This window comes from Gardnerella sp. c11Ua_71 (genome assembly GCF_055818025.1).
Window position 1 is genome coordinate 1 of the sequence record NZ_JARFVR010000003.1, and the last position, 25,254, is coordinate 25,254.

The 25,254-nt window shown below is 36.9% G+C and carries 18 protein-coding genes; 16 read left to right on the plus strand and 2 right to left on the minus strand.

The window, feature by feature from the left end; translation table 11 throughout:
* The first annotated feature begins 347 nt into the window (after positions 1 to 347).
* From P0106_RS02765 to mmsB, 9 genes are all read left to right on the plus strand, one after another.
* Complete coding sequence (locus tag P0106_RS02765) at positions 348 to 1,691, plus strand: ABC transporter substrate-binding protein (RefSeq protein ID WP_119676137.1); 1,344 nt, start codon at positions 348 to 350, stop codon at positions 1,689 to 1,691.
* A gap of 133 nt (positions 1,692 to 1,824) precedes the next feature.
* Positions 1,825 to 2,712 (plus strand): carbohydrate ABC transporter permease, encoded by an 888-nt coding sequence (locus P0106_RS02770; protein WP_004116271.1) that lies wholly within the window; start codon positions 1,825 to 1,827, stop codon positions 2,710 to 2,712.
* A 128-nt stretch (positions 2,713 to 2,840) separates the two neighbouring features.
* Positions 2,841 to 3,614, plus strand: a complete 774-nt coding sequence (locus P0106_RS02775; protein ID WP_020760477.1) for a carbohydrate ABC transporter permease — start codon at positions 2,841 to 2,843, stop codon at positions 3,612 to 3,614.
* A gap of 84 nt (positions 3,615 to 3,698) precedes the next feature.
* Positions 3,699 to 4,748: a LacI family DNA-binding transcriptional regulator gene (locus P0106_RS02780; protein ID WP_004116267.1), complete on the plus strand. Its 1,050-nt coding sequence runs from the start codon at positions 3,699 to 3,701 to the stop codon at positions 4,746 to 4,748.
* A 49-nt stretch (positions 4,749 to 4,797) separates the two neighbouring features.
* Entirely contained in the window at positions 4,798 to 6,918 is a 2,121-nt protein-coding gene (locus P0106_RS02785; RefSeq protein WP_285060154.1) for a glycoside hydrolase family 36 protein, read from the plus strand.
* A 757-nt stretch (positions 6,919 to 7,675) separates the two neighbouring features.
* On the plus strand, positions 7,676 to 9,025 hold the full coding sequence (gene xylA / locus P0106_RS02790) for a xylose isomerase (RefSeq protein ID WP_473730406.1): 1,350 nt from the start codon (positions 7,676 to 7,678) through the stop codon (positions 9,023 to 9,025).
* 220 nt (positions 9,026 to 9,245) lie between these two features.
* Entirely contained in the window at positions 9,246 to 10,358 is a 1,113-nt protein-coding gene (locus P0106_RS02795) for a substrate-binding domain-containing protein (protein ID WP_032836459.1), read from the plus strand.
* Positions 10,359 to 10,489: 131 nt separating this feature from the next.
* Complete coding sequence (locus P0106_RS02800; protein WP_032834003.1) at positions 10,490 to 12,034, plus strand: sugar ABC transporter ATP-binding protein; 1,545 nt, start codon at positions 10,490 to 10,492, stop codon at positions 12,032 to 12,034.
* 66 nt (positions 12,035 to 12,100) lie between these two features.
* Entirely contained in the window at positions 12,101 to 13,330 is a 1,230-nt protein-coding gene (gene mmsB / locus P0106_RS02805; RefSeq protein ID WP_004116257.1) for a multiple monosaccharide ABC transporter permease, read from the plus strand.
* Positions 13,331 to 13,525: 195 nt separating this feature from the next.
* On the opposite strand, the gene P0106_RS02810 is transcribed toward mmsB, so the two are convergent.
* Positions 13,526 to 15,034 (minus strand): xylulokinase, encoded by a 1,509-nt coding sequence (locus P0106_RS02810; protein WP_473730407.1) that lies wholly within the window; start codon positions 15,032 to 15,034, stop codon positions 13,526 to 13,528.
* A 235-nt stretch (positions 15,035 to 15,269) separates the two neighbouring features.
* Here P0106_RS02810 and P0106_RS02815 point away from each other — a divergent pair, with 235 nt between their 5' ends.
* From P0106_RS02815 to P0106_RS02825, 3 genes are all read left to right on the plus strand, one after another.
* On the plus strand, positions 15,270 to 16,505 hold the full coding sequence (locus P0106_RS02815) for an ROK family transcriptional regulator (protein ID WP_102720818.1): 1,236 nt from the start codon (positions 15,270 to 15,272) through the stop codon (positions 16,503 to 16,505).
* A 493-nt stretch (positions 16,506 to 16,998) separates the two neighbouring features.
* Positions 16,999 to 18,291, plus strand: a complete 1,293-nt coding sequence (locus P0106_RS02820; RefSeq protein WP_473730408.1) for a hypothetical protein — start codon at positions 16,999 to 17,001, stop codon at positions 18,289 to 18,291.
* A 170-nt stretch (positions 18,292 to 18,461) separates the two neighbouring features.
* Complete coding sequence (locus tag P0106_RS02825) at positions 18,462 to 19,316, plus strand: hypothetical protein (RefSeq protein WP_101887708.1); 855 nt, start codon at positions 18,462 to 18,464, stop codon at positions 19,314 to 19,316.
* Positions 19,317 to 19,626: 310 nt separating this feature from the next.
* Here the strand turns inward: P0106_RS02825 and P0106_RS02830 are convergent, their stop codons facing one another.
* Positions 19,627 to 20,613, minus strand: a complete 987-nt coding sequence (locus P0106_RS02830) for a LacI family DNA-binding transcriptional regulator (RefSeq protein ID WP_116692303.1) — start codon at positions 20,611 to 20,613, stop codon at positions 19,627 to 19,629.
* Between the two features lie 275 nt (positions 20,614 to 20,888).
* On the opposite strand from P0106_RS02830, the gene P0106_RS02835 reads away from it, so the two are divergent.
* From P0106_RS02835 to P0106_RS02850, 4 genes are all read left to right on the plus strand, one after another.
* A complete protein-coding gene (locus P0106_RS02835; protein WP_004114439.1) occupies positions 20,889 to 21,632 on the plus strand; it encodes a glutamine amidotransferase in 744 nt (247 codons plus the stop codon).
* 65 nt (positions 21,633 to 21,697) lie between these two features.
* The gene (locus P0106_RS02840; protein WP_004114440.1) at positions 21,698 to 22,669 is read left to right on the plus strand and encodes a DMT family transporter; all 972 of its coding nucleotides are present in this window, start codon (positions 21,698 to 21,700) and stop codon (positions 22,667 to 22,669) included.
* Positions 22,670 to 22,715: 46 nt separating this feature from the next.
* Positions 22,716 to 23,738 (plus strand): linear amide C-N hydrolase, encoded by a 1,023-nt coding sequence (locus P0106_RS02845; RefSeq protein ID WP_004114441.1) that lies wholly within the window; start codon positions 22,716 to 22,718, stop codon positions 23,736 to 23,738.
* 409 nt (positions 23,739 to 24,147) lie between these two features.
* Positions 24,148 to 25,176: a LacI family DNA-binding transcriptional regulator gene (locus P0106_RS02850; RefSeq protein WP_473730409.1), complete on the plus strand. Its 1,029-nt coding sequence runs from the start codon at positions 24,148 to 24,150 to the stop codon at positions 25,174 to 25,176.
* The last annotated feature ends 78 nt before the right edge of the window (positions 25,177 to 25,254 follow it).

The following is a 25,254-nucleotide window of genomic DNA, read 5'->3' on the forward strand; positions in this document are numbered from 1 at the left end:
GTTTTTTAAGGGCTTATTGTGTGTGATAGATTTTATAATTAATACTCTATGAGTATTAATTTTTCGATAGATGAATTTAAAAATTAATTTTTATATAAATTTTGAGCTTTTAATAATAATTATTGATCTTACTAGTGCAGCGATTTTTATTTGAAAACGTTTTCAAATTTATTATTAAGTTTATCGTTAACTGCAATAAAGCCATTATATATAAAGAAAAAATCATATTTTTATTATTTTTATTATTTTGGTAGCGCTTTCAAACAATATGCGTTACTATAAAGGTGTCACAAGCTTTGTCGAGTGGCGTATGAGTTTATTGCCAAGAAGGTTCAAAGGAGAATTCAATGAAAAGGCAAACTATTCTACAGCTGGCATTAGTTGGTGTACTCAGTCTAGGATTGACTTTGTCGGGATGTGGTAATCCTGCTGCTATGAGTAATAATTCTGATGAGTCTACAACTTCTGCAAATTATTGGCCGAATGCAAATAGGAAATTATCAGGAGTTAAGCTGACTTTTTGGGTTGGTCAATCTGATAATAAAGTACCTGTGCGTGTTATAAAAGATTTTGAACATGCTACTGGCGCAAAAGTGGATTTACAAACAATTCCAGACACTTATGAAAATAATGTACAAACAAAGATTACTACTGGAGATATGCCAGATTTAGCGACTTGGGAACCTACAAATTCTATGCTTGCTGGGTTTGTTAGTACAGGAAAATTACAGAAGTTGGATCACGCTCCATGGGTTAAAAATTATGCGTCTGGTATTTCTGAATTAGGGAAAACAAAGGGTCATCGATATGCAGCTTTGATATCCCCAGTTAATGTTATGGGCGTTTGGTACAACAAGAAAGTATTTGAAAAAGCTGGTATTACTGATCTTCCTAAAGGATGGGATGGGCTGCTCGAGGCTGCTAAGAAAATACAAAAGACGCATGCAGCACAGTCTCCATTCTTCGAAATGGGTGGTTCTCAATGGGGTACTCAGTGGGGTGTTCAGGTTCAACTTGCAGAATCGGCTCGTGCTGGACTTTGGAATCGTGTAAATAGCGGCAAAGAGAAGTTTACAGACAAGATCATTATGACTGCTATAAAGAATTATAAGAAGTTATTTGATGATGGATTGTTTAATAATGATGCTGGTTCTGCAACGCTTAATGATCAAGCTGCAGCATTATTTGAAGGCAAAGCAGGTATGATTTTTGGTAATAACGCTCAATTTAATATTGCTGCTGCATTAGCCAATAATGATAAGAAAGTTATAGATGATACTTTAGGGTTCTTGCCGATTTCTGCTTCTGGTAATATCTCGTCGTTGTCTCCTGGAGCTTCAAGCGCAGTAGTAGCTTTCAAGACTGGTGACGCGCAACGTGAATCTGCAGCACGACAATTCTTGAATTTCTGGATGTCTGTTGGTTATAAGAATTTTGTTAATGATCGTAACCTTGTTTCCGCTCTTAAGACTGTTGACTCTCCGTCAACTGTTCCTCAAGCTTTGATTGATGCTGCTAATTCTATTGGTCATAGTGCTCCATCTATGCAGTCAGCTGCTATTGCTAATCCAGATCTTTATTTGAATCTCGCTAACATGATAAATGGAACTGTGAATCCAGAACAAGTAGCTAAAGCAACGCAAGATCAGTTTGCCCAGATTGCAAAAGCCCAGGGTGCAAAAGGATTCTAACAGAGTTTTGATTCTTAAAAATATTCATTAATGAGGTGATTAAGAGATTTATTTTTTAAATCTCTTAATCACCTATAGCGGGTATTGAATTATATTTATCTGTCTGCGTGAAGTTATTTGAAAGGTATTTATTATGGGTACTCATAGTAGTTTAATGAGAAAAAATTACCCCTTAGCTTTTTTGATTCCTGCAGGTATTATGCTGACAGTTTTCTTTATTGCTCCAACAATTATGAATTTTGTTTATGCATTTACTGATTGGTCTGCTTTTAAAAATACTATTAATTTTAATGGTTTTGATAATTTTCTTTCATTATTCCAAAACGGAATCTTAATGAAAGATATACAAATAACATTGTTTTATGCTATATGTATTGCTATTTTTCAAAATGTATTTGGATTATTCTTGGCTGTTTTATTAGAAAAGGATACTCTGTTAAATAGATTAGCAAGAATAATGTTTTTTATACCTGTAATTATGTCTGCATTAGCTGTTGGATATATTTGGCAGGCAGTTTTAAAAAATTCAGGTGCGCTAGATCAGATTCTCTCAGGTATATTTGGTCATAGTATAACTACTGGATTATTGGCTAATACCCATACTGCAATCATTACAATTGCGTTCGTTCAAGGATGGAAGTGGATGGGTTTGTCAATGCTTATATTCCTTGCAGGATTAAAAACTATTGATTCAGATGTTCTTGAAGCTGCTTATATTGATGGTGCAAGTAGCGGTCAGATTTTCTGGAAAATTAAATTCCCTCTGTTAGCTCCCGCATTCACGTTTAATGTTGCGACAAGTTTACTTGGTTCATTAAATGGATTCGATATGGTGCAGGCTATGACAAAGGGTGGACCTGGTGGTTCTACAGAAATTCTTAACATCTTTATTTGGCGTACATTTGGGCAAGGATTATATGCTCAATCGACAACAATGAGTATGATTCTTTTCATTTTAGTAGCACTTATTGCTTTACCTGTTATATATATTCTACGCCGTAGGGAAAGGAATATTTTCTGATGTTAATGCGTTTGTTAAATTTATGTTTTCGCAATCAGACGATTGTAAATTCCAATAGTTCTGTTAGATTATCAAAGATTAATCGCGTTGCTCGACGTGTAGTTCATGATATTTTTGTAATTTTTATCATGATTATATTTCTTGCAATTCCATTTTGGCTGTTGATAATTACCGCTGGTAAAACACAGAGTGAAGCACTGAAACTTAGTATGTCTGTTCCTAAACAATGGCATTTGCTTGAAAATTTTTTGACTGTTATACGTGATGGGAAAATGTTAGCGGCATTTTTTGGATCTATAATTGTTACATTACCATCTGTGTTTATTGCTATATTTGTCGGGTCAATGGCTTCGTGGGTTTTAGCAAGACGTGCAACTAAGCCTGTTGCAGCTTTGTATGTTGTAGGTATATCTGGGCTAATATTGCCTCCTGCCGTAGTTACAGTAATGATGCTGTTGAAAATGATTGGTCTTTCTGGAACTGCAGTAGGAATGATTTGCGTTTATGTTGGTATTTATTTGTCTACAGTTATATTCTTTGTAACTGGATTTATTCGTACTATACCTACGGCTTTAGAAGAATCGATGAGGGTAGATGGTGCTTCGCCTATTAGAATATTCTTCATGCTAATTCTTCCGCTTCTTGCACCAACAATTGCTACTGCAACCATTCTTCTTATACTCTATATATGGAATGACGTTTTTTACGCTCTATTTATACTTTCTGGAAAGATGAGTACATTGCCTCTTAATTTGTATAATGTTGCTAGCGCTGGATTGTATCTTAATAATTGGCATTTGATTTTTGCGTATATAGTTCTTATGAGTCTGCCATTGCTTATAGTTTTTGGTATAGCACAGCGAAAGATAATCAGTGGTATTACTGGAGGTGCAGTAAAGTAGTAGCTGCTATTTGTGGTTGCATTGGTTGTTAGATTTAATTAGTAGTTTTAATATTAAATTGTGGTTTTGATGGGAGATTATATTGTGACAAAGAGGTCGAACAATAATAATAAACCGCCATCTATTAGTGATGTGGCTAAGCTTGCTGAAGTATCTACATCGTCTGTATCTAGGTATCTTAATCATTCTGAGAGTTTAACGCCAGCTAAGAGGGAAAGTATTGCTAATGCTATTAAATTACTTGATTATCATCCGTCATTGCTTGCGCAAGGTTTAGCTTCAAAGCGATCTAATGTAATAACATTTTTCGCTGGTCAAGATTTACTATATGGCGTTGTTGGTTGCATAAAAGGCGTTGAAAGAATAGCTTCGCAATCAGGAGTTGTGGTTAACGTTATTTTGTTTGATGAGCATCAATCTCCTTATACTCTTAAGCAATGTATTAAGTCAGCATTAAGTACTAATCCATTGGGAATAATAATTGATCAACCTCGATATGGAATAGCGTGTGATGAAATTATCAGAAATGCGCAGAAAGATTTACCAATTGTTCTTATTGGTGGGAATAGACGTAAGGGACAGTATCAATTGTTCACTCACGATGATCAGGGTGGATATGCGATAACAAAATATTTGTTATCTCTTGGATCAGATACTGTCTATTATGTTGCGCCTCCAGAAGAAGATGAAGAGCAAACTAGGCAATCTGGTTGGAAAAAAGCCTTAGAGGAAGCTGGAGCAGTAATACCAAATCCATATAAAACCTCGTGGGATCCATTAGATGCTGAAAAAATTGGTGTATCTCTTGGCAGGCGCAATGATGTAACTGCTATTTTTGCTGGTAATGATGAAATTGCTTTAGGAGTTATGCGTGGTTTATATTCAGTTGGTAAACATGTTCCTGAAGATATAAATGTTATTGGATTTGACGATAACCCAATTGCTAGATTATCTGTTCCAGCATTAACGACATGGCACCAAGATTTTGAACTTTTTGGAGCTTATGCTGCTCAGATAATTCTAGATCAGTCAAATGGTAAAGCAGTAATAGATAAAGATGAGCCACATTTTATAGGTCATAATACAGAGCAATTAGTTATTCGTGAATCTACTCGTTATCGTAAAAATGGATAGTTTATATGGCTTTTGTGTTGCTAGTGGTTAATCAGGTGAAAGAATAAATATGATGTTGAAAACTAAAATTTTTACAAATAATGGGATATCGGTTATTTATCGAAATATAGGTTGCGATAACGTTGATTTTATATTGGTTCCAGAGAAATTTGCCGATAAAGCAATGCGTGATGATTGCAAGCCAGAACCATTAATACAAGCGAAAATCGTTGGTGATTCTTATCCAGATGGTTTCGCGCAAGGCAGAACAATGAGAAATTCATCTACGGTGCAGGGCATGCATTTCGTTTCTCAGAATTGCGTTATGAGAGGCAAATCTTCGTTTATTACTACAGTATTAGAAGACAGTAGACATGTACAGTATATTCATAATTTGCAATTTGGAGCTTGTTCGTCAACTATAGAGATCACTACAGAAGTAAAAAATTGTGGAAATAAACCCGTTACGTTAGAGATGTTGTCGAGTTTTACTTTAGGTTCTCTATCGCCATTATTGACAGGTCTTGCAGCAGAAAGCATGAGAATACACAGACTTCATAGTACTTGGAGTGCAGAGGGACGTTTAATCACAGAAAGACCAGAAGATCTTCAGCTAGAGCCTGATTGGCAACAGCATAGTGCAAATTCTTTACGGTTTGGAAGTGTAGGGTCTTTCCCCGTGAGAGAGTGGGCTCCTTTTATTGCAATAGAAGATATTGTAAATAATGTTACATGGGCTGTATCAACAACTCATGCTTCTAGCTGGCAGATGGAAATATATAGGCGCGATAATGGTCTTTCTATATCTGGAGGTATTGCAGATCGTGAGTTTGGTCATTGGATGCATACAATTAACCCTGGGGAATCTTTTACTGCTCCTTCTGCTATCGCAACTGTAGTGCAAGGTGGAGTTGACTTAGCATCTCAATGTTTATTGGAACATACTCGTGAGAATTTATCTCTGCCGAAAAATGAGAAGGCATATCTTCCTATAATTTTTAATGAATATTGCTCAACATGGGGATTGCCTACTGAGAAAAGTGTTCTTTCGCAATCTAAAATAATAAGTAAGCATGATATTGACTATGTTGTTATTGATGCTGGTTGGTTTGATCATGAGTCGTTTGATACTGCAATAAGGTTCGGTAAATGGTGTGTTGATAAACAATCTTTTCCTCACGGTATGAAATATGTTGTAGAAAGGCTTCATAACTTAGGTTTAAAAGTTGGAATATGGTTTGAATTTGAAGCAGTGGGAGAAGATGAAGAATCCTTATTCAATCGTACGCAATGGCTGCTTAAAAGGGATGGTGTTCCTATAACGTCAGGGCAACGTCGTTTTTGGGATATGAGAAATAAAAATGTAAGAGAATACTTACGTGTGCGAGTAATTGATTTCTTGAAAGAAAATAAAATTGATTACCTTAAAGTGGATTACAATGACTCTATAGGCATAGGTTGTGAAACCGTAGATTGCGATTATAGGTGTGATTATAACTCTCTTGGTGATGGTCTTTACTCGCATATTCAAGCTACTATGTCTTTCTTTGATGAAATACGAAAATCTTTACCTAATCTTGTTATTGAAATATGCTCAGCTGGTGGTCATAGATTAGTTCAATCTTTTATGCAAATTGCTTCAATGGCCAGCTTCTCTGATGCACATGAATGTATTGAATCTCCTATCATTGCAGCCAATATGCATAGGATGATTTTGCCGAGACAATCGCAAATTTGGGCAGTGATGAGGGAAAATCTCGATGAGAATGCTGTCATTTATAGGCTTTGTACGGGTTTTCTAGGTAGATTGTGCCTATCTGGGGATGTTGAAAGTTTATCTGATTGGCAATGGAGGTTAATAGATAAGGCTATAGGTCTGTATCAAAAAATTAATAAAACAATTGATCGCGGTATAAGTAGTTGGATTGGTAGTGGAATAGTCAGCTATCGTAGTCCTAAAGGTTGGCAAGCAATCATAAGGAAACCTATGGATTGTAATAATCCTCTATTTGTTGTGCTGCATACTTTTGCTAAATCACCTTGTAAAGTTATATTGCCTATTCCACATCAATTTGTGGATAAAAATATAGAAACTTTTATGTCAGAAAGTATAAAAATATCGTTCGATGGCGATAGCTTGTGTATAAGTAATCTTCATGATTTTGAAGCGGCTGTTATTGTTTTTGACTAGAATGAGAAAATTTTGCAGGAGTTAATGCAGCGTTTAAAAATTGATATGTTTTTGATAATCCGGAATTAAGGGTTTATATATGTGACTTATTGATTCATTGTCATCGCGGCTACGAGTGATTTATGGTGGACAGTATAAGTGGCAAACCAAAATTCTCGTAGCTTTCTCCTATAGGGCGGCATGAAGTTTGTGTTTTACATGAGCTTCATGCCGCTTTGCTTGTATTTGTGCATGTTTTGTGTTGAATCTGGTGTAAAGTGTGGTCATGCTGCTCGCGCGGTTTAAGCACGCTCACGTCTTCGCTGCACGTAAAGTCCACTGGACTTTACGTTTGAGCGGCTCAGCGAATCGAAGTGCATTCGCGTGCTGCGCTTTAAGCTCGAAGTCGTAGATTCGCCCGCGTTTGTTCCCAAAATCGCCAAATGCGTAAACGAACACGGGCAAGTATTCCCGCATTTGTTTCTATATTTGCTAAAAAAGGGAACAAACGCGGGTTTATGTTCTTATGTTTTGACCTTTTGATCATATTGTTGTGTATTTGGTATCGTATAATTCATTGATTTTGTGTGCAATTTACATTTGTGAGTTATCGGTCCATTGGCGTGTGTTGCTTGCTGATTTAATTAAGCTATTTTTCTAGTCTCAAGTAAATTTGTAAGAAACGCCGAAATAGTAAAATCATTTGACAAACTTAGGTTAATCATTTTACTATATTGATATCGGCATGAAGTCGTGCTGGTTTGAGCAAAGGAGCAATATGAGTTTATGGAATATTGATAAGATCGAATATGTAGGTAGAGCGCAAGGTCCAAAGGAGGGTCTAGCTTTTCACTACTACGATGCGGATAGAGTTGTAGCTGGAAAAAAGATGAAAGATTGGTTGCGCTTTGCTGTTGCATGGTGGCATACTTTCGACCAAACTCTTGTTGATCCATTTGGAACTGGTACAGCTCATAGACCGTATTATGGCAAATATAGTGATCCTATGGATGAGGCTTTAGCTAAAGTCGATTATGCATTTGAGCTTTTCCAGAAATTGTCTGTGGGATATTTCTGCTTCCATGACCGTGACATAGCTCCAGAAGGCGATACTCTTCGTGAAACAAATCGCAATCTCGATCGTGTAGTTGATAAAATTGAAGAGAACATGAAGTCAACAGGTATTAAATTGCTATGGAATACCTCATCTCTGTTTACAAATCCTAGATTTGTGTCTGGCGCTTCAACATCTCCATTTGCAGATATTTATGCATACTCTGCAGGTCAGCTAAAGCATAGTTTAGAGATTGGCAAGCGCTTAGGTGCTGAAAATTATGTATTCTGGGGTGGTCGTGAAGGATACGAGAACTTGTGGAATACACAGATGAAGCGCGAACAAGAGCATATGGCAAAATTCTTCCACATGTGCCATGATTATGCGCAGGAAATTGGTTTTGATGCGCAATTCTTGATTGAGCCAAAAGCTAAAGAGCCAACGATGCATCAGTATGATTTTGATGCTTCGACTGCAATTGCATTCTTGAGAACATATGATTTGATGGATGTATTTAAGCTGAATCTCGAAGGTAATCATGCTAATTTAGCTGGTCATACTTATCAACATGAGATTCGTACTGCTAGAGAAGCAGGTGTTCTTGGATCTTTGGACGCAAACCAAGGGGACAAGCTCATTGGGTGGGATATGGATGAATTCCCAACTGATCTTTATGAAACTTCAACTGTGATGTGGGAAGTTTTGCAAGAAGGGTCGATTGGTCTTCATGGTGGTCTTAATTTTGATGCTAAGCCACGTCGTACGTCTTTTGATGCTGAGGATTTGTTCCGTTCTCATATTGCTGGTATGGATTCATTTGCAGCAGGCTTATTGGTCGCTGCAAAAATGCATGAAGATAAATTCATTGAGAATTTACAGGCAGATCGGTACTCTTCATACGATTCTGGTATTGGATTAACTGTAGAAAATGGCACAGCCAGCTTGTCATCTCTTGAAGAATATGCTTTGGATATTCCTCAAGAAAAGTTGATCGCTGCAACTAAATCTGATCATCTTGAATCAGTGAAGGCAACGATTAACAATTACATTATTGATGCTCTAAGAGAAGGGTGATTCAAACTGTATCTAGTATAACTGAGTAAAAGTGTGAATATTTAATAACAAAATATTTGTTAGAGTTATTGCGTCATTCTCTTCCTTCCTCCTAACTTGGCGTGTCGCTCTGATTTTTCGGGGTGACACGCTTGGTTGTATGTAAGTATTTGAAAAAGATATTTTACAATTTGTCGTTATTTACTAAATAATATTCCGTTCAAAGCCGAAAGGGATAATGATGAAAAAGTGGAAAAAGATCATTGGTATCGCTGGTGCGTTGGCTATGTTGTTGCCATTTGCTGCTTGTGGAGCTCCTTCTACGCGTGGTGGTGCTAGTGGAGCTGCTAATAAGAGTGGAAAGATTAGTGTTGGAATTTCTATGCCAGAACAGCAATTGGAACGCTGGCAGATTGACGGCGAGAATCTTAAGAAAGAACTTGAGCATTTTGGCTATAAAGTCACTCTGCAATATGCTGATGGTAAAACTGATTTACAGTCTTCTCAAATTCAGAATATGGCAAATCAAGGTGCAAATTATGTAGTTATTGCATCAATCGATGGAACTGCTACTGGAGCCGCTGCTGAGCTTGCTGAGTCTAATGGTGCAAAAGTTATTGCCTATGATCGCTTGATTATGAACACCGATGCTGTTGACTATTATGCTACATTCTCTTTGACAGATGTCGGTCGTATGCAGGGAGAGTACATTGTGGACAAGCTTGGTCTTAAAGAAGGTAAAAAAGGACCATTTAATGTCGAATTGATGTCTGGATCTCCAACAGATAATAATGCTAGATATTATTATGAAGGTGCTTGGAAAGTGCTAGAGCCTTATTTTAAATCTGGTGTCTTGAAATCTAAGTCCGGCAAAGTTCCAAAGAGTCTTGATGATTGGAAGTCAATAGGTATTGACAATTGGGACAGGCAAAAGGGACAGGCTGAAATGGAAAACCGCATTAATTCCTTCTATAACGATGGTACGAAGTTAGATGCAGTTCTTGCTCCAAATGATGCTATTGCGTTGGGTACTGTTAACGCTGTTGAGTCTGCTGGATGGAATTATTTCCCAATTATTACTGGTCAAGATGCTGAAAAGGCTAATGTTGCTGCAATTGTTCAAGGCAAACAGGCGATGACAGTGTATAAAGATACGCGTAAGCTCGCTAAGGCTACAGCAAAAATGATTAAAGATCTTGTTGATGGTAAGAAGCCAAATACAAAGGATGTCTTTAATAACGGTAATAAGGATGTTACTTCTGTTCTTCTGTCACCAGTATCTGTAGATAAAACGAATGCCAAGAAAGAGCTTGTTGATTCTGGCTATATTTCGGCAGCTGATGCTGGTTTGTGATACTAGTCGAGCACTCGGCTGCTAATCAATTATGTAGCTGAGTGCATTTGATACTGGTTCAGTTACGACAATATCGTATTTCATTAAGAAAGGAAAAATCAGTGACTGACAAACAAGATGTCATCCTTGAAATGCGTCATATCGTGAAACGTTTTGGTTCGGTTACAGCGCTTGAAGACGTAACATTGAAAGTCCGACGTGGACAAATATTTTCAATATGTGGAGAGAATGGCGCCGGTAAATCAACGTTGATGAATGTTCTTTCTGGTGTATATCCTCATGGAACGTATGAGGGAGACATTATTTATGAAGGTAATGTTTGTAAATTTAAAACGATTCGTGATTCTGAGGCAAAAGGAATTGTTATCATTCATCAAGAGTTAGCTTTAGTGCCGTATATGAGTATTGCTGATAATATTTTCCTCAGCAATAGGATTAAAAAGGGAATTGCTATAGATGATACTGAACAATATCGTATTGCTCGCGAAGTTATGAAAACTGTTGGATTGGATGAAGATCCAAGTAATCTTATTGCTAACATTGGTGTCGGTAAACAACAGCTTGTTGAGATTGCAAAAGCTTTGACTAAAGATGTAAAACTTTTAATTCTTGATGAACCTACTGCAGCCTTAAATGATGAGGATTCTGCAAATTTGCTTCATCTGATTGATCGTTTGCGTCGTGAGCGTGGTATTACAGCTATTATTATTTCCCATAAACTTAATGAAATAGCTTATATTGCTGATGCTGTACAAGTGATACGTGATGGTAAGACAATTACTCATATTGATGTTGATGATCAGCATCCATTGGATCAAGATGAGTTGATTCGCCATATGGTAGGTCGTCCTCTTACTAATAGGTATCCTGAGCATGTTGCAAAAATTGGTAATGAGGCTTTTCGAATAGAACATTGGAAAGTGCATCATCCGTTGGATGAAAAACGATTAGTTGCTAATGATGTTAGTTTCAATGTGCGTAAGGGTGAGATTGTTGGCTTAGCTGGATTGATTGGTGCAGGACGAACTGAAACTGCGATGAGTGTTTTTGGTCGGCAATATGGCACTAATGCGTCTGGTAAATTGTACTTAGATGGCAAAGAGGTTAAATTCAATTCTGTTCGTTCTGCAATTGATCATGCTGTGGCATACGCTACAGAAAATCGTAAAGTTTACGGATTGAATTTATTAGCTTCTATTCGAGAAAATACGTCGTTAGCTAATTTAAAGTCAGTTAGTAATCTGGGTGTTATTGATAGACATAAGGAAGCGAAAGTTGCTGAAGAATATCGTCACGATTTTCGTATGAAGTGTAACACTATTGAAATGCCTGTTGGCAATCTTTCAGGTGGTAATCAGCAGAAGGTTGTATTGGCAAAATGGGTGGCAACTCAGCCTAAGCTTCTTATCCTTGATGAGCCTACGCGTGGCATTGATGTAGGCGCTAAGTATGACATTTATGAGATTATCGACAAGTTAGCGGATTCTGGTAGTGCAATAATTGTTATTTCTTCGGAATTGCCAGAATTGCTTGGTATATGTGATCGTATATACACGATGAGTCAAGGCAAAATTACAGCTTGTTTGAATGCTCATGAGACAAATCAAGAAGAATTAATGAAGTATATGACTTGTGATGTTCCATTGGAATATGAGAAGTCATTTACCGTTGAATAGTTCAATCTATCAGATTTTATTAGTAATTAAACTTCGCATCGTTGCGTAGCAAAGAAAGAGGATATTATGTTTGGATCAATATCTGCTTATTCAAAGAAGAAAAATACAGCTATTGGTGCTCCTGGATTAAAAGAGCTATTGCTGGGGAATGCTCGTTCTTACGGTATTTATCTTGCTCTCGTTGCTGTTATCATTATTTTCCAAGTGTTGACTGGAAATAGGTTGTTGTATCCAAATAATGTTGTTGCATTATTCCAACAAAATGCATATGTTATGATTACGGCAATCGGGATGCTTATGATTGTTGTTGCTACACATATTGATTTATCTGTTGGATCTGCTGTTGCATTCATTGGCGGCTTAGGTGCCTTTGCTATGAAGCATTGGGGAATGAATTGGATGCTTGCAATCGCTTTCATGCTTTTCATAGGTTTACTAATAGGTGCTTGGCATGGATTCTGGGTAGCGTATGTTGAAGTTCCTGCATTCGTAACCACTTTAGGTGGCATGTTGATCTTTAGAGGTTTGGCAACTGTTGTTGCAGGCGAGTCTATTCCATTACGTTCTCGCGAATTCAGAGCTATTGCAAAAGATTATCTTCCTAATATTTTTGGATTCTGGGGCGGATATGATGGATTAACTATAGTTGTAGGTGCTCTTGCCATTGTAGGTGTAATTGTTGTGCAACTGCGTAAGAGAGCGAAGTCGTTGAAGACTGGATTATTGATTGAGCCACTTTCGTTTACTATTACGAAAATTGTTGTATCCGTTGCAGCTATTGGTTTTATTACTTATTTATTGGCATCTTCTGGAAATTCTCAGCAAGGCGGTATTCCAATAGTATTGGTTATTATTGCGGTTCTCGTTGGAGTTTTTTGGTTCGTGTTGAATCGCATGATTTTTGGTCGTGATATTTATGCTGTTGGTGGAAATAGAAAAGCAGCTATTCTTTCTGGCATAAATACTAAATTGGTTGATTTCAAGATTTTCTTAACGATGGGTGTTCTTACAGCAATAGCGTCTGTTGTAACATTGTCTCGACTTGCATCTGCTACCGCTGCAACTGGGCAAGAATTTGAGATGGATGCTATTGCTGCATGCTTCATTGGTGGTGCTGCTGTTTCTGGTGGAACTGGTACGATTCCTGGCGCTATGGTTGGTGCATTAATTATGGGTGTTCTCAATCAGGGCTTGTCTATTATGGGTGCGGATGCCGCTATTGTCAAAACTATTAAAGGTTTGGTGGTTGTGGCTGCTGTTGCCTATGATTTGATTAGCAAGAAGCGCAAAAAGTAATTTTAGTAATTGTAGCTTTAGTAATTGTTGTAATCAAATTATTGTAATCAAAATCGTGCATGTACCGTAAGGTGCATGCACTTTTTATATTTTTAAATACACATGCATATATTAAATGCTCTGTTATATTACATTGAACAATGTGCTATAACAGAGCATTTTCAAATAAATGTCATATTGGAATATTTATTTTATTTATTTTTCTAAGTTGCGGTAATGTAAATACTTTTTATATATTTCTTCGTTAGGTTCTCCGGACAAAGTTGTTTCTATTTCATTCTGCCAAATAGGTGGATACTCTTTACCTGAAAGAGTCCAAGCTGCTTGTCTTGCAGCACCGATAGCAACATATTCGTCGGTTTTTGGTAAAGTGACATCACTTCCTAATATAGATGGTGCTAATTCTCGTATTGCTGATGATTTTGCGCCACCTCCAATTAGTAGAATCTTTTTTACTGTGACTCCTAGTGATTTTATTAATTCCAAACAATCGCGCTGAGAGCATAACAATCCTTCTGTAAAAGCGCGCGCTATGTTAGAAGGTTTTGTGTTTGCTAATGTTAGCCCATATATACTAGCCGTAGAATTTGGTCTATCTGGAGTGCGTTCTCCGTCAAAATATGGTATAAGTGTAATTCCTTGTGCTCCTGGTATGCTTTGTGCTGATAGATTTGCGAATTGTTCGTAGTCGACGCTTAGTGCTTTGCATCCAGCGTCTATTATTCTCGAACCATTAATTGTGCATGCTAATGGAAGCCAGTGTCCAGTGCAGTCGGCAAAACCTGCAACTGCAGTAGTCATATCGTATATTGGTGTTTGACAAACGGCTGCGGCTACTCCTGATGTTCCTAGTGATATAGATACATCTCCAATTCCCATGTTTAAGCCTAAAGCAGCCATAGCGTTATCTGCGCCTCCAGGAGCTATTAAGCATCCTCCGGCCACATTTTTACCTGCTATTTCTGGATCTGCATATGCTCCTATTTCGTTAGGGTTTAAAACTTTAGGTAAAATTACATCGTCTCTACCGAATGCAAGTTTTATCAAATCTCGTCTGTAGTTATTAGTGGTTGAATCAAAGTATCCTGTGCCAGAAGCATCTGAGCGATCCGTGAAAAGTTTATCAAGTCCAATAGTATCCCTATTAGAAGGATTAGAAGAGCTAGATGGACCATATCCTGCAATTCTCCAGCTTAGCCAATCGTGAGGTAAGCAAATAGCCGCTACTTTATTTGCTAGTTCAGGTTCATGATTGGCTACCCAAGCAATTTTTGTTACAGTGAATGACGCTACAGGGGATAATCCAACTGCACGAACCCAGTTACGCTTTCCTTCAAGGGTTTGGCTTTGTTTATCAGTGTTTTTTTCTGATTTACCTTGTAGACTCTCGATTAACTGTGTAGCCTCTGGTGCTGAGCGAGTATCATTCCATAGTAGTGCATCTCTAACAATGTTTCCTTGCTTGTCTAGAAGTACCATACCATGTTGTTGACCTCCGACTGACAGTGCGCTGACGTCATCTAGTCCTCCGGCTTGTTCTTTTGCTTTTAGGAACGCTTCCCACCATCTATCTGGGTGTATGCTAGTTCCTTCTGGATGTTTTGCTTGTCCGAAACGTACTAATTTTCCTGTTTCGGCATCTGTAATTCGTATTTTTGTTGATTGAGTTGATGTGTCAATTCCAGCAACAAGTATTTGTTTCATAGTTACTCCTGTGTAGACTGTTATTCTTTTTGACATTTTTATTTTTTCTATTCATCTGAAGGCAATTGCGCAAAAATTGCACTCGCTGATTTGCAATTAGTTAGATGAATGAACTAAACTAAAGCTTAGCACGGTTTAGGAGAATTTTCTATTAGTATTGTGACCTATAGGTTGATTACTTGTGCGTTAGATTTATGTGTCGTATTAGAATTTGTCCAGTAATGAAAGAGGTAGCATGTCAGCTTTACGAAGTATAAATCAGGATGATTTGCGCAATCATAATTTGTCTGTTGTTTTAGACACTATTTTACGCTCTGTAGAGCCTATGACTCGTGCGGAATTGGCTCGCGCAACTGGTTTAACCAAGGCTACGATATCTTTGCTTGTGCAAATACTTATATCTAGTAAGGTTCTTCATGAGGCAGATAGTGTTTCTGTGCATTATGGTCGTCCTGGTACCTCACTGGCTGTTAGCGTTGGAAGTTTTTGTGCTTTTGGATTACAAATAAATACTGATGGTTATGGTTTTGCTGCTGTTGATATAAATGGTGATGTTATTGACGAGCAATGGGTTGATTGCGATATGGAGCAGCTCACTGCTAATGAAGTTTTTGATAATCTAAATAATATTGTGCTTGGTAGTGAAACAAAAGCTAGAGAATTAGGGTACATTATACTCGGCGGTGCATTAGCTTTGCCTGGTGTTGTGATTGATGGATCTATCTTGTTGGCGTCGCCGAATTTAGGATGGAAAAACCTTAATCTTGGACAATATGAGCTTGTTAAGAGACTTAATGTGTTTGCTGCAAATGAAGCTAATCTTGCGGCTATAGCGCAGATTCCTGGTTTTGCTACGCAGCGTAAAAACGATAGCATTATGAAGCCTTCAGATTCTTTTATATACATATCAACAGATATTGGTATTGGTGGTGCTGTTGTTAGAGATGGACATGTTGTTTATGGTGAAAATGGTTTTGCTGGAGAAATAGGTCATGTGTCTGTGTCTTTAGATGGTCCTGTTTGCAGGTGTGGAAGGCGTGGATGCTTAGAGGCGTTTGCTGGTAGGAGAGCATTGGTTGAAACTGCTCACATTGCCAGTGGGTGTGATGCAACAAAAATTGAAGCTGTAAATGTTTTACTTGAACGTTGGAAATCTGGTGATGAGATAGTTGTTAGCGCTGTCGATAAAGCAGTAGAAGCTTTAGTGTCTGTAATCGGGTCTGCTGTGAATCTACTGGATATTAATACGGTTATTTTGGGTGGCATTTGGCAGAGATTTGGTGTTTGTCTTACGCAAAGAATTAGTAAAGAACTTACTTCTGAAGTATTATGCAGCGAAGCTGTGAATGTTAGAGTATTAATGTCAGAAGTTGGTGGAAGGTCTGCATTGCTTGGAGCAGCACAAGTCGCGCTTCGAAGGTTTATTGATAAACCATTAGATTATATTGAGCAATCAAGCATTGACGAATGAAGTGAGAATTTATAATTTTAACTTTTGCAATAACTATCTTGTTTTTATAGTAGTTTTCTTGTTTTTATCGTAATTTTGTTTGATTGTAGTTGTGTATATGAGTCTGAATAGATATTGTTGTGTAGTTTTTAATAGCAATAACTTTGGCAGTGTGTCATAGACGACACGCCAATTAAATGCAAACCTTAAAAAAACCTGAAAGAATCTTAAAAAAATTCTATATACGGCGTGTCTTGGATATTTTTCTGTTTTTAAATATGATTAGTCGTAATTTTTACGTTTTATTGTGTATATTATTGTGAATTTTCAGAAAAACTTCAAAACAAACCTGAATGTAAGCTGAATGTTTTGGTTGATTTTTGTTAAAGCATGTTGTATCTTTTGAATCAGCAACCAGTGAATCCCTAGTTCAACTGGTGCTACGCGGGAAACCGCATAAGGCAAATTCTTTTTCGTGTTCCTAGCACGGAGGAGAAGAAGAAAGGAAATTAAAATGATGAATAAGAAGGCTGTCGCCGCTTTCGCTGCTGGCGCTACTTTGCTTGCCGGCTTCGCAATGGCAACCCCAGCAATGGCTGATGCTGATACTGATGCTAAGATTGCAGATCTTAAGACGTCCATTGCTCTTCTTGAAGCAAAGATGAAGAATAACAATCTTAAGCCATCTGAGGATGTTCTGAACAATTATGATCAGGCTAAGGCTGAGTTTGAGAAGACTGGTAATGCTCTTACTGCTGCTTACGCTGCTTATGACGCTGGATTTGCTGCGTATAAGGCAAAGCAAGGCAATGAGAAAAAGGGTAATGACGACTTCGACAAAGATACTGATAAGGCTTACGGACCTGAGAATAATAAGCAGAGTGGTGAGGATTTAAGTAAGGCAATTGGTAGTGCCCAAGACGCGTATAACACGGCTAAGTCTGCATTTGATAAAGCCAAGGAAGCGTTAGCGGCATATAATTCTGGTTATACTCAGGATGTTGCTAATCTTAAGGCTTTGAAGGAAGAGCTTGCTAAACTCGTTGGTGGTAAAACTACAACTTCACAGCCAACTAAGCCAGGTGAAACAAAGCATGTTCATGTGAAGGCTGCTGATAAGGCTAAGGCTGTTGAGGCTGTGAAGACTGCTAAGTTGCATCTTGATGATGCTTTTGCTGCTTATACTAAGGATTATGCTGAGTATGTGAAGGCTAAGGCTACTTTGGCTGGTAAGGTAGCTGCTCAGGAAGCTGCTGAGAAGGCTTTGAAGGCTGCTCAGGATGCTTTGGAAGCTTATAATGTTTCTGCTAAGAATGATTCTGTTTTGGCTCAGCGTCTTGCTGATGCTGTAGATCGTGCTCAGGCTAAGGTTGTTTTTGCTGTTGCTGAGACTGCTAAGGCTAATAAGGATTATGCTGAGGCTAAGGCTAAGGCTGTTGCTTCTACTGCTAAGTATAATGCTGCTTTGGCTGAGTACAAGGCTTGCTATAACGATGCGGTGACTTTCGGTGTTGAGGCTTCTCAGCTTCCTCCTGTTGTGACTTCTGATCCTTTGGCTCCTAATTTTGAGGATGTTCCAGGTGCTGCTAAGGCTATGAAGGATGCTGCTAGTGGCAAGCTTGGTAAGGCTGCTCAGCAGGAGGCTGGTAAGGCTGCTGCTAAGGGTGAGCTTGCTGCTAAGGGTGCTAAGGGTCATGGTAAGTCTGGCGAGAAGCTTGGTAATGCTGGTGTTGGTGTTGCTTTGACTGCTTTGGCTGCTTCTATGCTTGCTGGTATGGGTGCTGCTGTTCGCAAGATGCGTCACTAAGCACTACCTACTTGGCTTTACTAAACTAAGAGCGTATGCTCTTGCAGTAGAGCTGAGTAAGTTGCAACTTCCAGTGGTTTGGTTTTACTAAGCCACTCGGGGGCTGGGTTCTCTCAGCCCCCATTTTCATATCTAAATAAATTACTCATTGAATCGAGGCGACGCTGCCTATGTTTAATAAAATCCCTGTGTGTGAGGATTGCTCTAATTTGCAGATTAAAGCTTATAAAGAATGTATGTGTAAAAAAATTCTAGACCTTATTGGTGCTTATATAGGATTCTTTTATATTATTCTAGTTGCTATACCATTATCAGCGATGTTTATTTTTAATACGCAAAATAAACAATTTTCTTCTTTTTTATTTTGTTTTTGCTTTTTTCTCAGTGGTTTTAATATTTATGCGATTCATGATTATTCGTATTTCTCTATTGTTTATGTAAATTATTTTGTTTTGATTTTTTATGTTGTAATTATTTTATTTTTCTTTATTTACTCCCACTACAAAATAAAAAAAGTTTGCTGTAAAGAAATTTATGATTATTTATATGATGATTTAAGAGATAATCGCATGTATATGTATGCTTCTACGATGATTGTGTTTATGTCTATTACTGTTCATGATTTTATTTGTTATAGAAATTCTCTTATTCCTAATAATTCTATTGTTGTTAAAAATCTCGTTGTTAATGATGATTTTGTTATTTCCAACGATTTTGCTATTAATAAGTCAGTTGTAGATTCTAGGCAAATAGTGGCTGTAGCTATTCTTCTAATTTCTTGTTTTATTGGAGTTCGTATGAATATTTATAAAAATAAATCTTATTCAACAAAAATTGATTTGGATGATATGACTGTAACTGATAAATATTTAAAATCTGATGATAAAGATAAAGAAGGTGAACTTTTTATTAAAAAATCTATGCTAAAGTACTATAAAACAATGGAAACAAATTATCAGTTGTTATTATTGTTCTTTACATTTTTAACATCTGTATTTAGCTTAAAATCTTTTAACATTTTTTAATACGTAGCTAATTGTTTCGCATTAACAATGAATTGAATTAATCCTTTTTGGGACTCTAATGAAAGAATTATCTTACGCAAGTAAGTGGTTGTAGTGTGTGTCGTTATGTTGGCGTGTGCTCTTGTATTTGTTTATTTTTGCCCGCGTTTGTTTTCGGATTTGGTGATTTGATAAACAAACGCGGGGAAGTGTTCTTGGTTTTGTAGTCGGATAAGCCGTTGTATATGAGCTTATTTCCAATATTTTCGTGGGTATCAATATGAATTACTGTTTTTACGAGAGCTTGTAACAAACGTATATTTCAGATGATCTAATTTTTTATTCTGCAAGTAGAATTTCTAATAGTTAACGTTAAGGGTAATTGAATATGTTTTGTTTCTCCATTAAAACTTATTAATTCTAAAGTAGATTTAGCAATAGCTTCAAATGGTTGCTGCAATGTTGTTAAGCTAGGATGCGCCCATTTGCCAATATGAATTCCATCGCACCCTATTACAGATAAATCATCTGGTATCTTTAATCCATATCTTTCAGCTGCTCCAAGTAACCCTAGTGCTGAAATATCTGAGCTACAGAATATTGCGGTTGGTGGATCTGGGTTACTTACTATGTATGGGAATATACTTTCTCCAAATTCCTCAGTATATGGACCAGAAAATATTAAAGAATCATCGTATAATATTTTGCTATTTGATAAAGCGGATAAATAGCCATGTTTTCTGTCTGAGGTTGTGCTTAATCCATCTGGTCCTGACACGTAGGCTATTCTCTTATGTCCCAGGGAAAGTAGATAACAGACAGCTTGGTATGCTCCAGAGTAATTGTCAACAGTTACTGTTGATATATTAGATAATTTTTCATCATTCATTTGCTCATCTATTAGAACGGCATTCATTCCAGAAGGTATTACTTTACGCAAAGCTATATTATTGTTATTTAATCCGGCGTATATAAGTCCAATATACTTTTGCTCTTTAATTATGGATTCAACAATATTTCTTTCTTTTATTGGATTTCCTTGCGATATTTTAATATTTAATGCATATCCTAAACCATCTGCTGCCATGGATAGTTGTTGACATAGTTCACTATAGAATGGGTTATTTAATCCAGGAATAACAAGCGCCAGTGCTTTGTAAGTTGTCTTTGAGTTTATTTTAGTTGTGTATTTATAGAAATGTGCAGCCTCGTCAATTCTTTGTGCTGTAGAGTCTTCTACGTTTAACGTACCATGCAAATATCTCGATACGGTAGATGTAGATACATTTGCTCTTCTAGCCACTTGAACAATTGACATATAGACTCCATAAGTTTTATTGAAAAAGCAATAGTTTAATAAGTAATTTAATACTGTTAATGCTACTATTGCGCAAAAACTTTTACAATAGAAAAATTTGCGCAAAAATATTATAGTATTCTAGCAATGAAGCCCTTTTAGCCCATATTTTTAGCGTTTTTTGTGTTTGTTTTATTTGCGCAAAAGATTTATTATTTTTTATAAGAACATCCTTAATGTGTGAGATTTACAAAGTAGAGATGTTTTTATTCATTAAAAGCAAAGGAGCTGTTTATATGACAAAAGTTTTACTAGCTGGAGAATCTTGGATTTCATCCACTACAGAATATAAAGGTTTTGATGAATTCACATCCACTAAATTAGAAATTGGTTGCGTGGAATTTCTTGATGCTCTTAGAAAGTTCGGTCACGATGTTACACATCTAAAAGCTCATGATGTTCCAGAAAACTTTCCATGGACAATGGATGAATTAAACAAATACGATGTTGTGATACTTTCAGATATAGGAAGTAATTCATTTTTACTACCTAATAGGGTATTTGGTGAAGGAAAAAGATGCGTAAATCGTTTAGATTTATTAGCTAAATGGGTTCGTGAAGGCCATGGACTGATGATGGCAGGCGGATATCTTTCCTTTGCTGGATTTGAAGGTAAAGCTCATTATCATGGTACATCTATTGAAGATGTGCTTCCTGTTGAAATAAGTCCATTTGATGATAGAGCTGAAAAACCTCAAGGTGTAATTCCTAAAATAGTATCCAATCATCCAATTGTGAATGATTTGAGTCCTATTCCAATTCTTCTTGGATATCAAAAGCTTTTAGCTAAAGAAAGTTCTAATATTCTCATGAAAGTTGATGATAATCCTTTGCTCATTGTTAATGAGGTAGATAAAGGCAGAAGTATTGCTTTTGCATCAGATATAGCTCCTCATTGGGCTCCGGAAGCGTTTATGCAATGGAGTGGATATGGTCAACTATTTTCTAATTGTGTTAAGTGGCTTTCTAAAGAAATTTAATAATTGCAAATTAAAATTATTATTCACTATAAGAGTGAAGAATTATATGAAAGGAGATAATCATTATGAATAGTAAACAACGTTACATGGTTCCTTTATTGTTCATTGGAACGGTATTGGCTGGTATGCTTTCTCCAATGCAATCTGCTGTGAATGGACAATTGGGAAAAGAATTAGCTGATGGCAATGCTTGCGCAGTAGTATCATTCGGTTCGGGACTTGTTGTTATGTTTATCATAATTCTCTCTCGAGCGTCTACAAGACAACAATTTGCTTCAATTCCTTCGAAAATTCGCTCTAATAATATACCTTGGTGGAGTTGGTTAGCTGGATTATGTGGAGCTATGGTTGTTTTTTCCGAAGGAGCATCTGCATCCGTACTTGGTGTTGCAACATTCCAGACAACTTTAATCTGCGGAATGGTTTTGTCTGGATTATTATGTGATAGATTTGGAATAGGTGTAGATACAAAGCAACCGTTTAATTTACCTCGTATATCTGGTGCAATTCTTGCAATTGTTGCAACTATTATGGTTGTTTCACCAAGCTGGCATGCTCCGTCAGTTGTATTTCTAGCTGTTCTACCATTTGCTGCTGGTCTTTTAGCGGGATGGCAACCTGCTGGTAATTCGGCAGTGGCTAATGAAACTGGTTCTATGTTAGTTTCTATAACTTGGAACTTTATAGTAGGTTTTTCCGTACTAGCAATTGCTCTTATTGTTAGAATCGCTACAGGTCAGACTTCTTTCCATCTTCCATTGACTTGGTGGATGTACTTAGGTGGTCCGCTTGGATTATTGTCTATAGCATTAATGGCTTTATTGGTGAGAGGATTAGGTCTACTTCTTCTAGGACTAGCTTCGACGGCTGGACAATTACTTGGGTCTGTGTTGATCGACTGGCTTGTTCCAGCGTTAGGTGCAAAAGTATACGTTATTACACTTATTGGAACAGTTGTAGCACTAGTAGGTGCTGTTATAGCTGCAATACCTTCTGCTCGTAATGATCAGGATGAATTAGTCTCACAAGTCAATTGATAAAAAGTTTTTATTTTCAGTTAGTTATTATAAAGGAGTAATAACAATGTGTACTGGAATTGGAATAAGAAGCAAACAAGGAAATTCATATTGGGGAAGAACCCAAGATTTTGAACAAGAGTTTGAATATGCTGGTATGAAGATACCGTCTGGTACCTCTATAGAATCAACCTATACACCATTTATTACTAAATGTGCGGTAATGGGTGTTGCTTGGGCTAAAGATGTGCATAAGAACCCTGTTATTTTAGATGGAATAAATGAATACGGAATATGCGGTGGGTCTTTCTATTTCGATCACTTCTTCCGATATGTGAGTAAGAAAGAAATTGATGATTCTAATAAAATTGCGCTTCGTGGAGAAGAATTAGTTACATGGATATTAACTCAGTATCGTTCTCTCGATGAGATCATTAATTCACTCAATTCGGATTTAGGAATAGTTAATGAACCTGGTCCAATGATGGGGATGTCTGTTCCGCAACATGCTGTTTTTTCCGACGAAACAGGGAGATCTATAGTTGTAGAACCTTCTATTTCTAATGGTTTTAAAATATTTGAAAATACAGTTGGTGTATTTACAAATGCTCCGACCTTTGACTGGCATCTTAATAATTTGAAGGCTCATCTTGAACGTTCTACCAATCGCAAATATCTTTATGACAACAATGAAGCTGTGAATAATGTAGGATTGGATGAGAACATAAGTGGATTACTCGATATACCTAGCGACTATAAACCAGAAAGTCGATTTTTGAGAGCGGCTTATGCAAAATTAATGTCTATGCCAGTTGATGACGGGAATGCGATTAATGAAGTATTTCAATTGTTGTCAATGGAGAACACCCCTAAGGGAGTTCTACGAATATCGGTAGATGATGAGATGTTGGTTCCATGGACTCAATATACGTCTGCATACGATATAAGTAATAAAGATTTATACGCATTTTCGTATGATAATCACAATTTGAAAGTATTACATTTTGGTAATCCTGACGAATGGGGTCATGTAAGATATTTTGATTTTGTTTTGAAACAGACATATGAACCATTTGAAGAAGAATTGTAATTAGAAATAAGTTGGGTGTGCATGCTTTTGCGTAACAAATATGCATAGCATGCGCACCCTTGTATTGTCGTATTAATTTAAGTTTTTAATATAATTGTGTTTTTGTTGATCACGCTAGCCCGCGTTCGTTTATTTTTGCTCGTGTTTGTTGTCATATTTGGCGATTTTGGGAACAAACGCGGGGAAGTGTTCTTGGTTTTGTAGTCGAATTGTAGTTCTTTACGCGCAACAACTTTATATGCCCATTTTTCTTTAATTAAGTAATGTATAAACAAATTAATACGTTATATTTTATTTATTTTAAATTTAGATTATCCTGTAAATCTTAGGTATGATTTACACTTACTTCTAAAACCATTCAGAACTTTAATTTCATATTATATAAAACGATTATTTAAGGAAATATATTATGTCTGCTGAATCACGCAGATCAACTTTACGCGACGTTGCCAAACTTGCTAATGTGTCTATGGCCACAGTTTCTAATTATCTTAATGACTATCCGTTTATGAAGTCTACAACGAAACAAAAGATTCAGAATGCAATTGAAGAGTTGGACTATTCTGCTAATCAGCAAGCTCGTAATTTACGTCGTGGTCATACAGGATTGATTTCATTATCAATACCAGATCTTACGCAGATATATTTTGCTGAATTGGCCGAGGAAATAATTAAAGCTGCTCGAGAGTATGGTTATCGAATAATAGTCGAATCTACTGGAAATGATCGTGAGCATGAAATTAGCTCAATCAAAGCTATGTCACGTAATATGACAGATGGATTAATACTGAGCCCAACATGCATGACATCGATTGATGTTGATGAGCTTAAAGGCAACTATCCTTTGGTGATATTGGGTGAGCGTATTTTTAATGCCCCAGCCCCGCATGTGGTAATAGCCAATGATTCTGGTGCTATGGAGGCTACTAATCACCTTATAAATTCAGGATGTCGTACTATAGCAGTAGTGGGTGGAACGCTAGATGAAGTTATACCATCTTCGCGTTCAATGCGTACTAAGGGATATATGATGGCCTTGGCTGATCATGGAATAGCATTTGATCCGTTAATGATTCGTGAATGTGGTGATTGGACTAGTGAAGAAGGTGCAAAAGCTGTACGTGATATGTATTCACAAGGAATAAGGCCAGATGGTATTTTTGCTTTGAATGATTTATTAGCACTGGGCGTAGTGAGTCAGTTGCGTGAGATGCGAGTGAGTATTCCTGAAAGTGTTCGTGTAGTTGGTTTTGATGATATAGATGAGGCAAAGTACACAATTCCGTCTTTGACAAGTGTAAACCCATGTCGTAAGCAGATTGCTAAATTGTCAGTTAAATCCATCGTAGATCAAGTTGTATCAGGTGGACGTTTTCCTCGACAGCGTATTGATGTTGATTGTTGTCTTGTGTGCCGTAAATCTTCTCCAAGTATTTAACGCGTGTATCTGTAGTAGAGAGTTATATTATATATTTCAATAATTCATTTTCAATATTATTTATTATGTATTGACAAA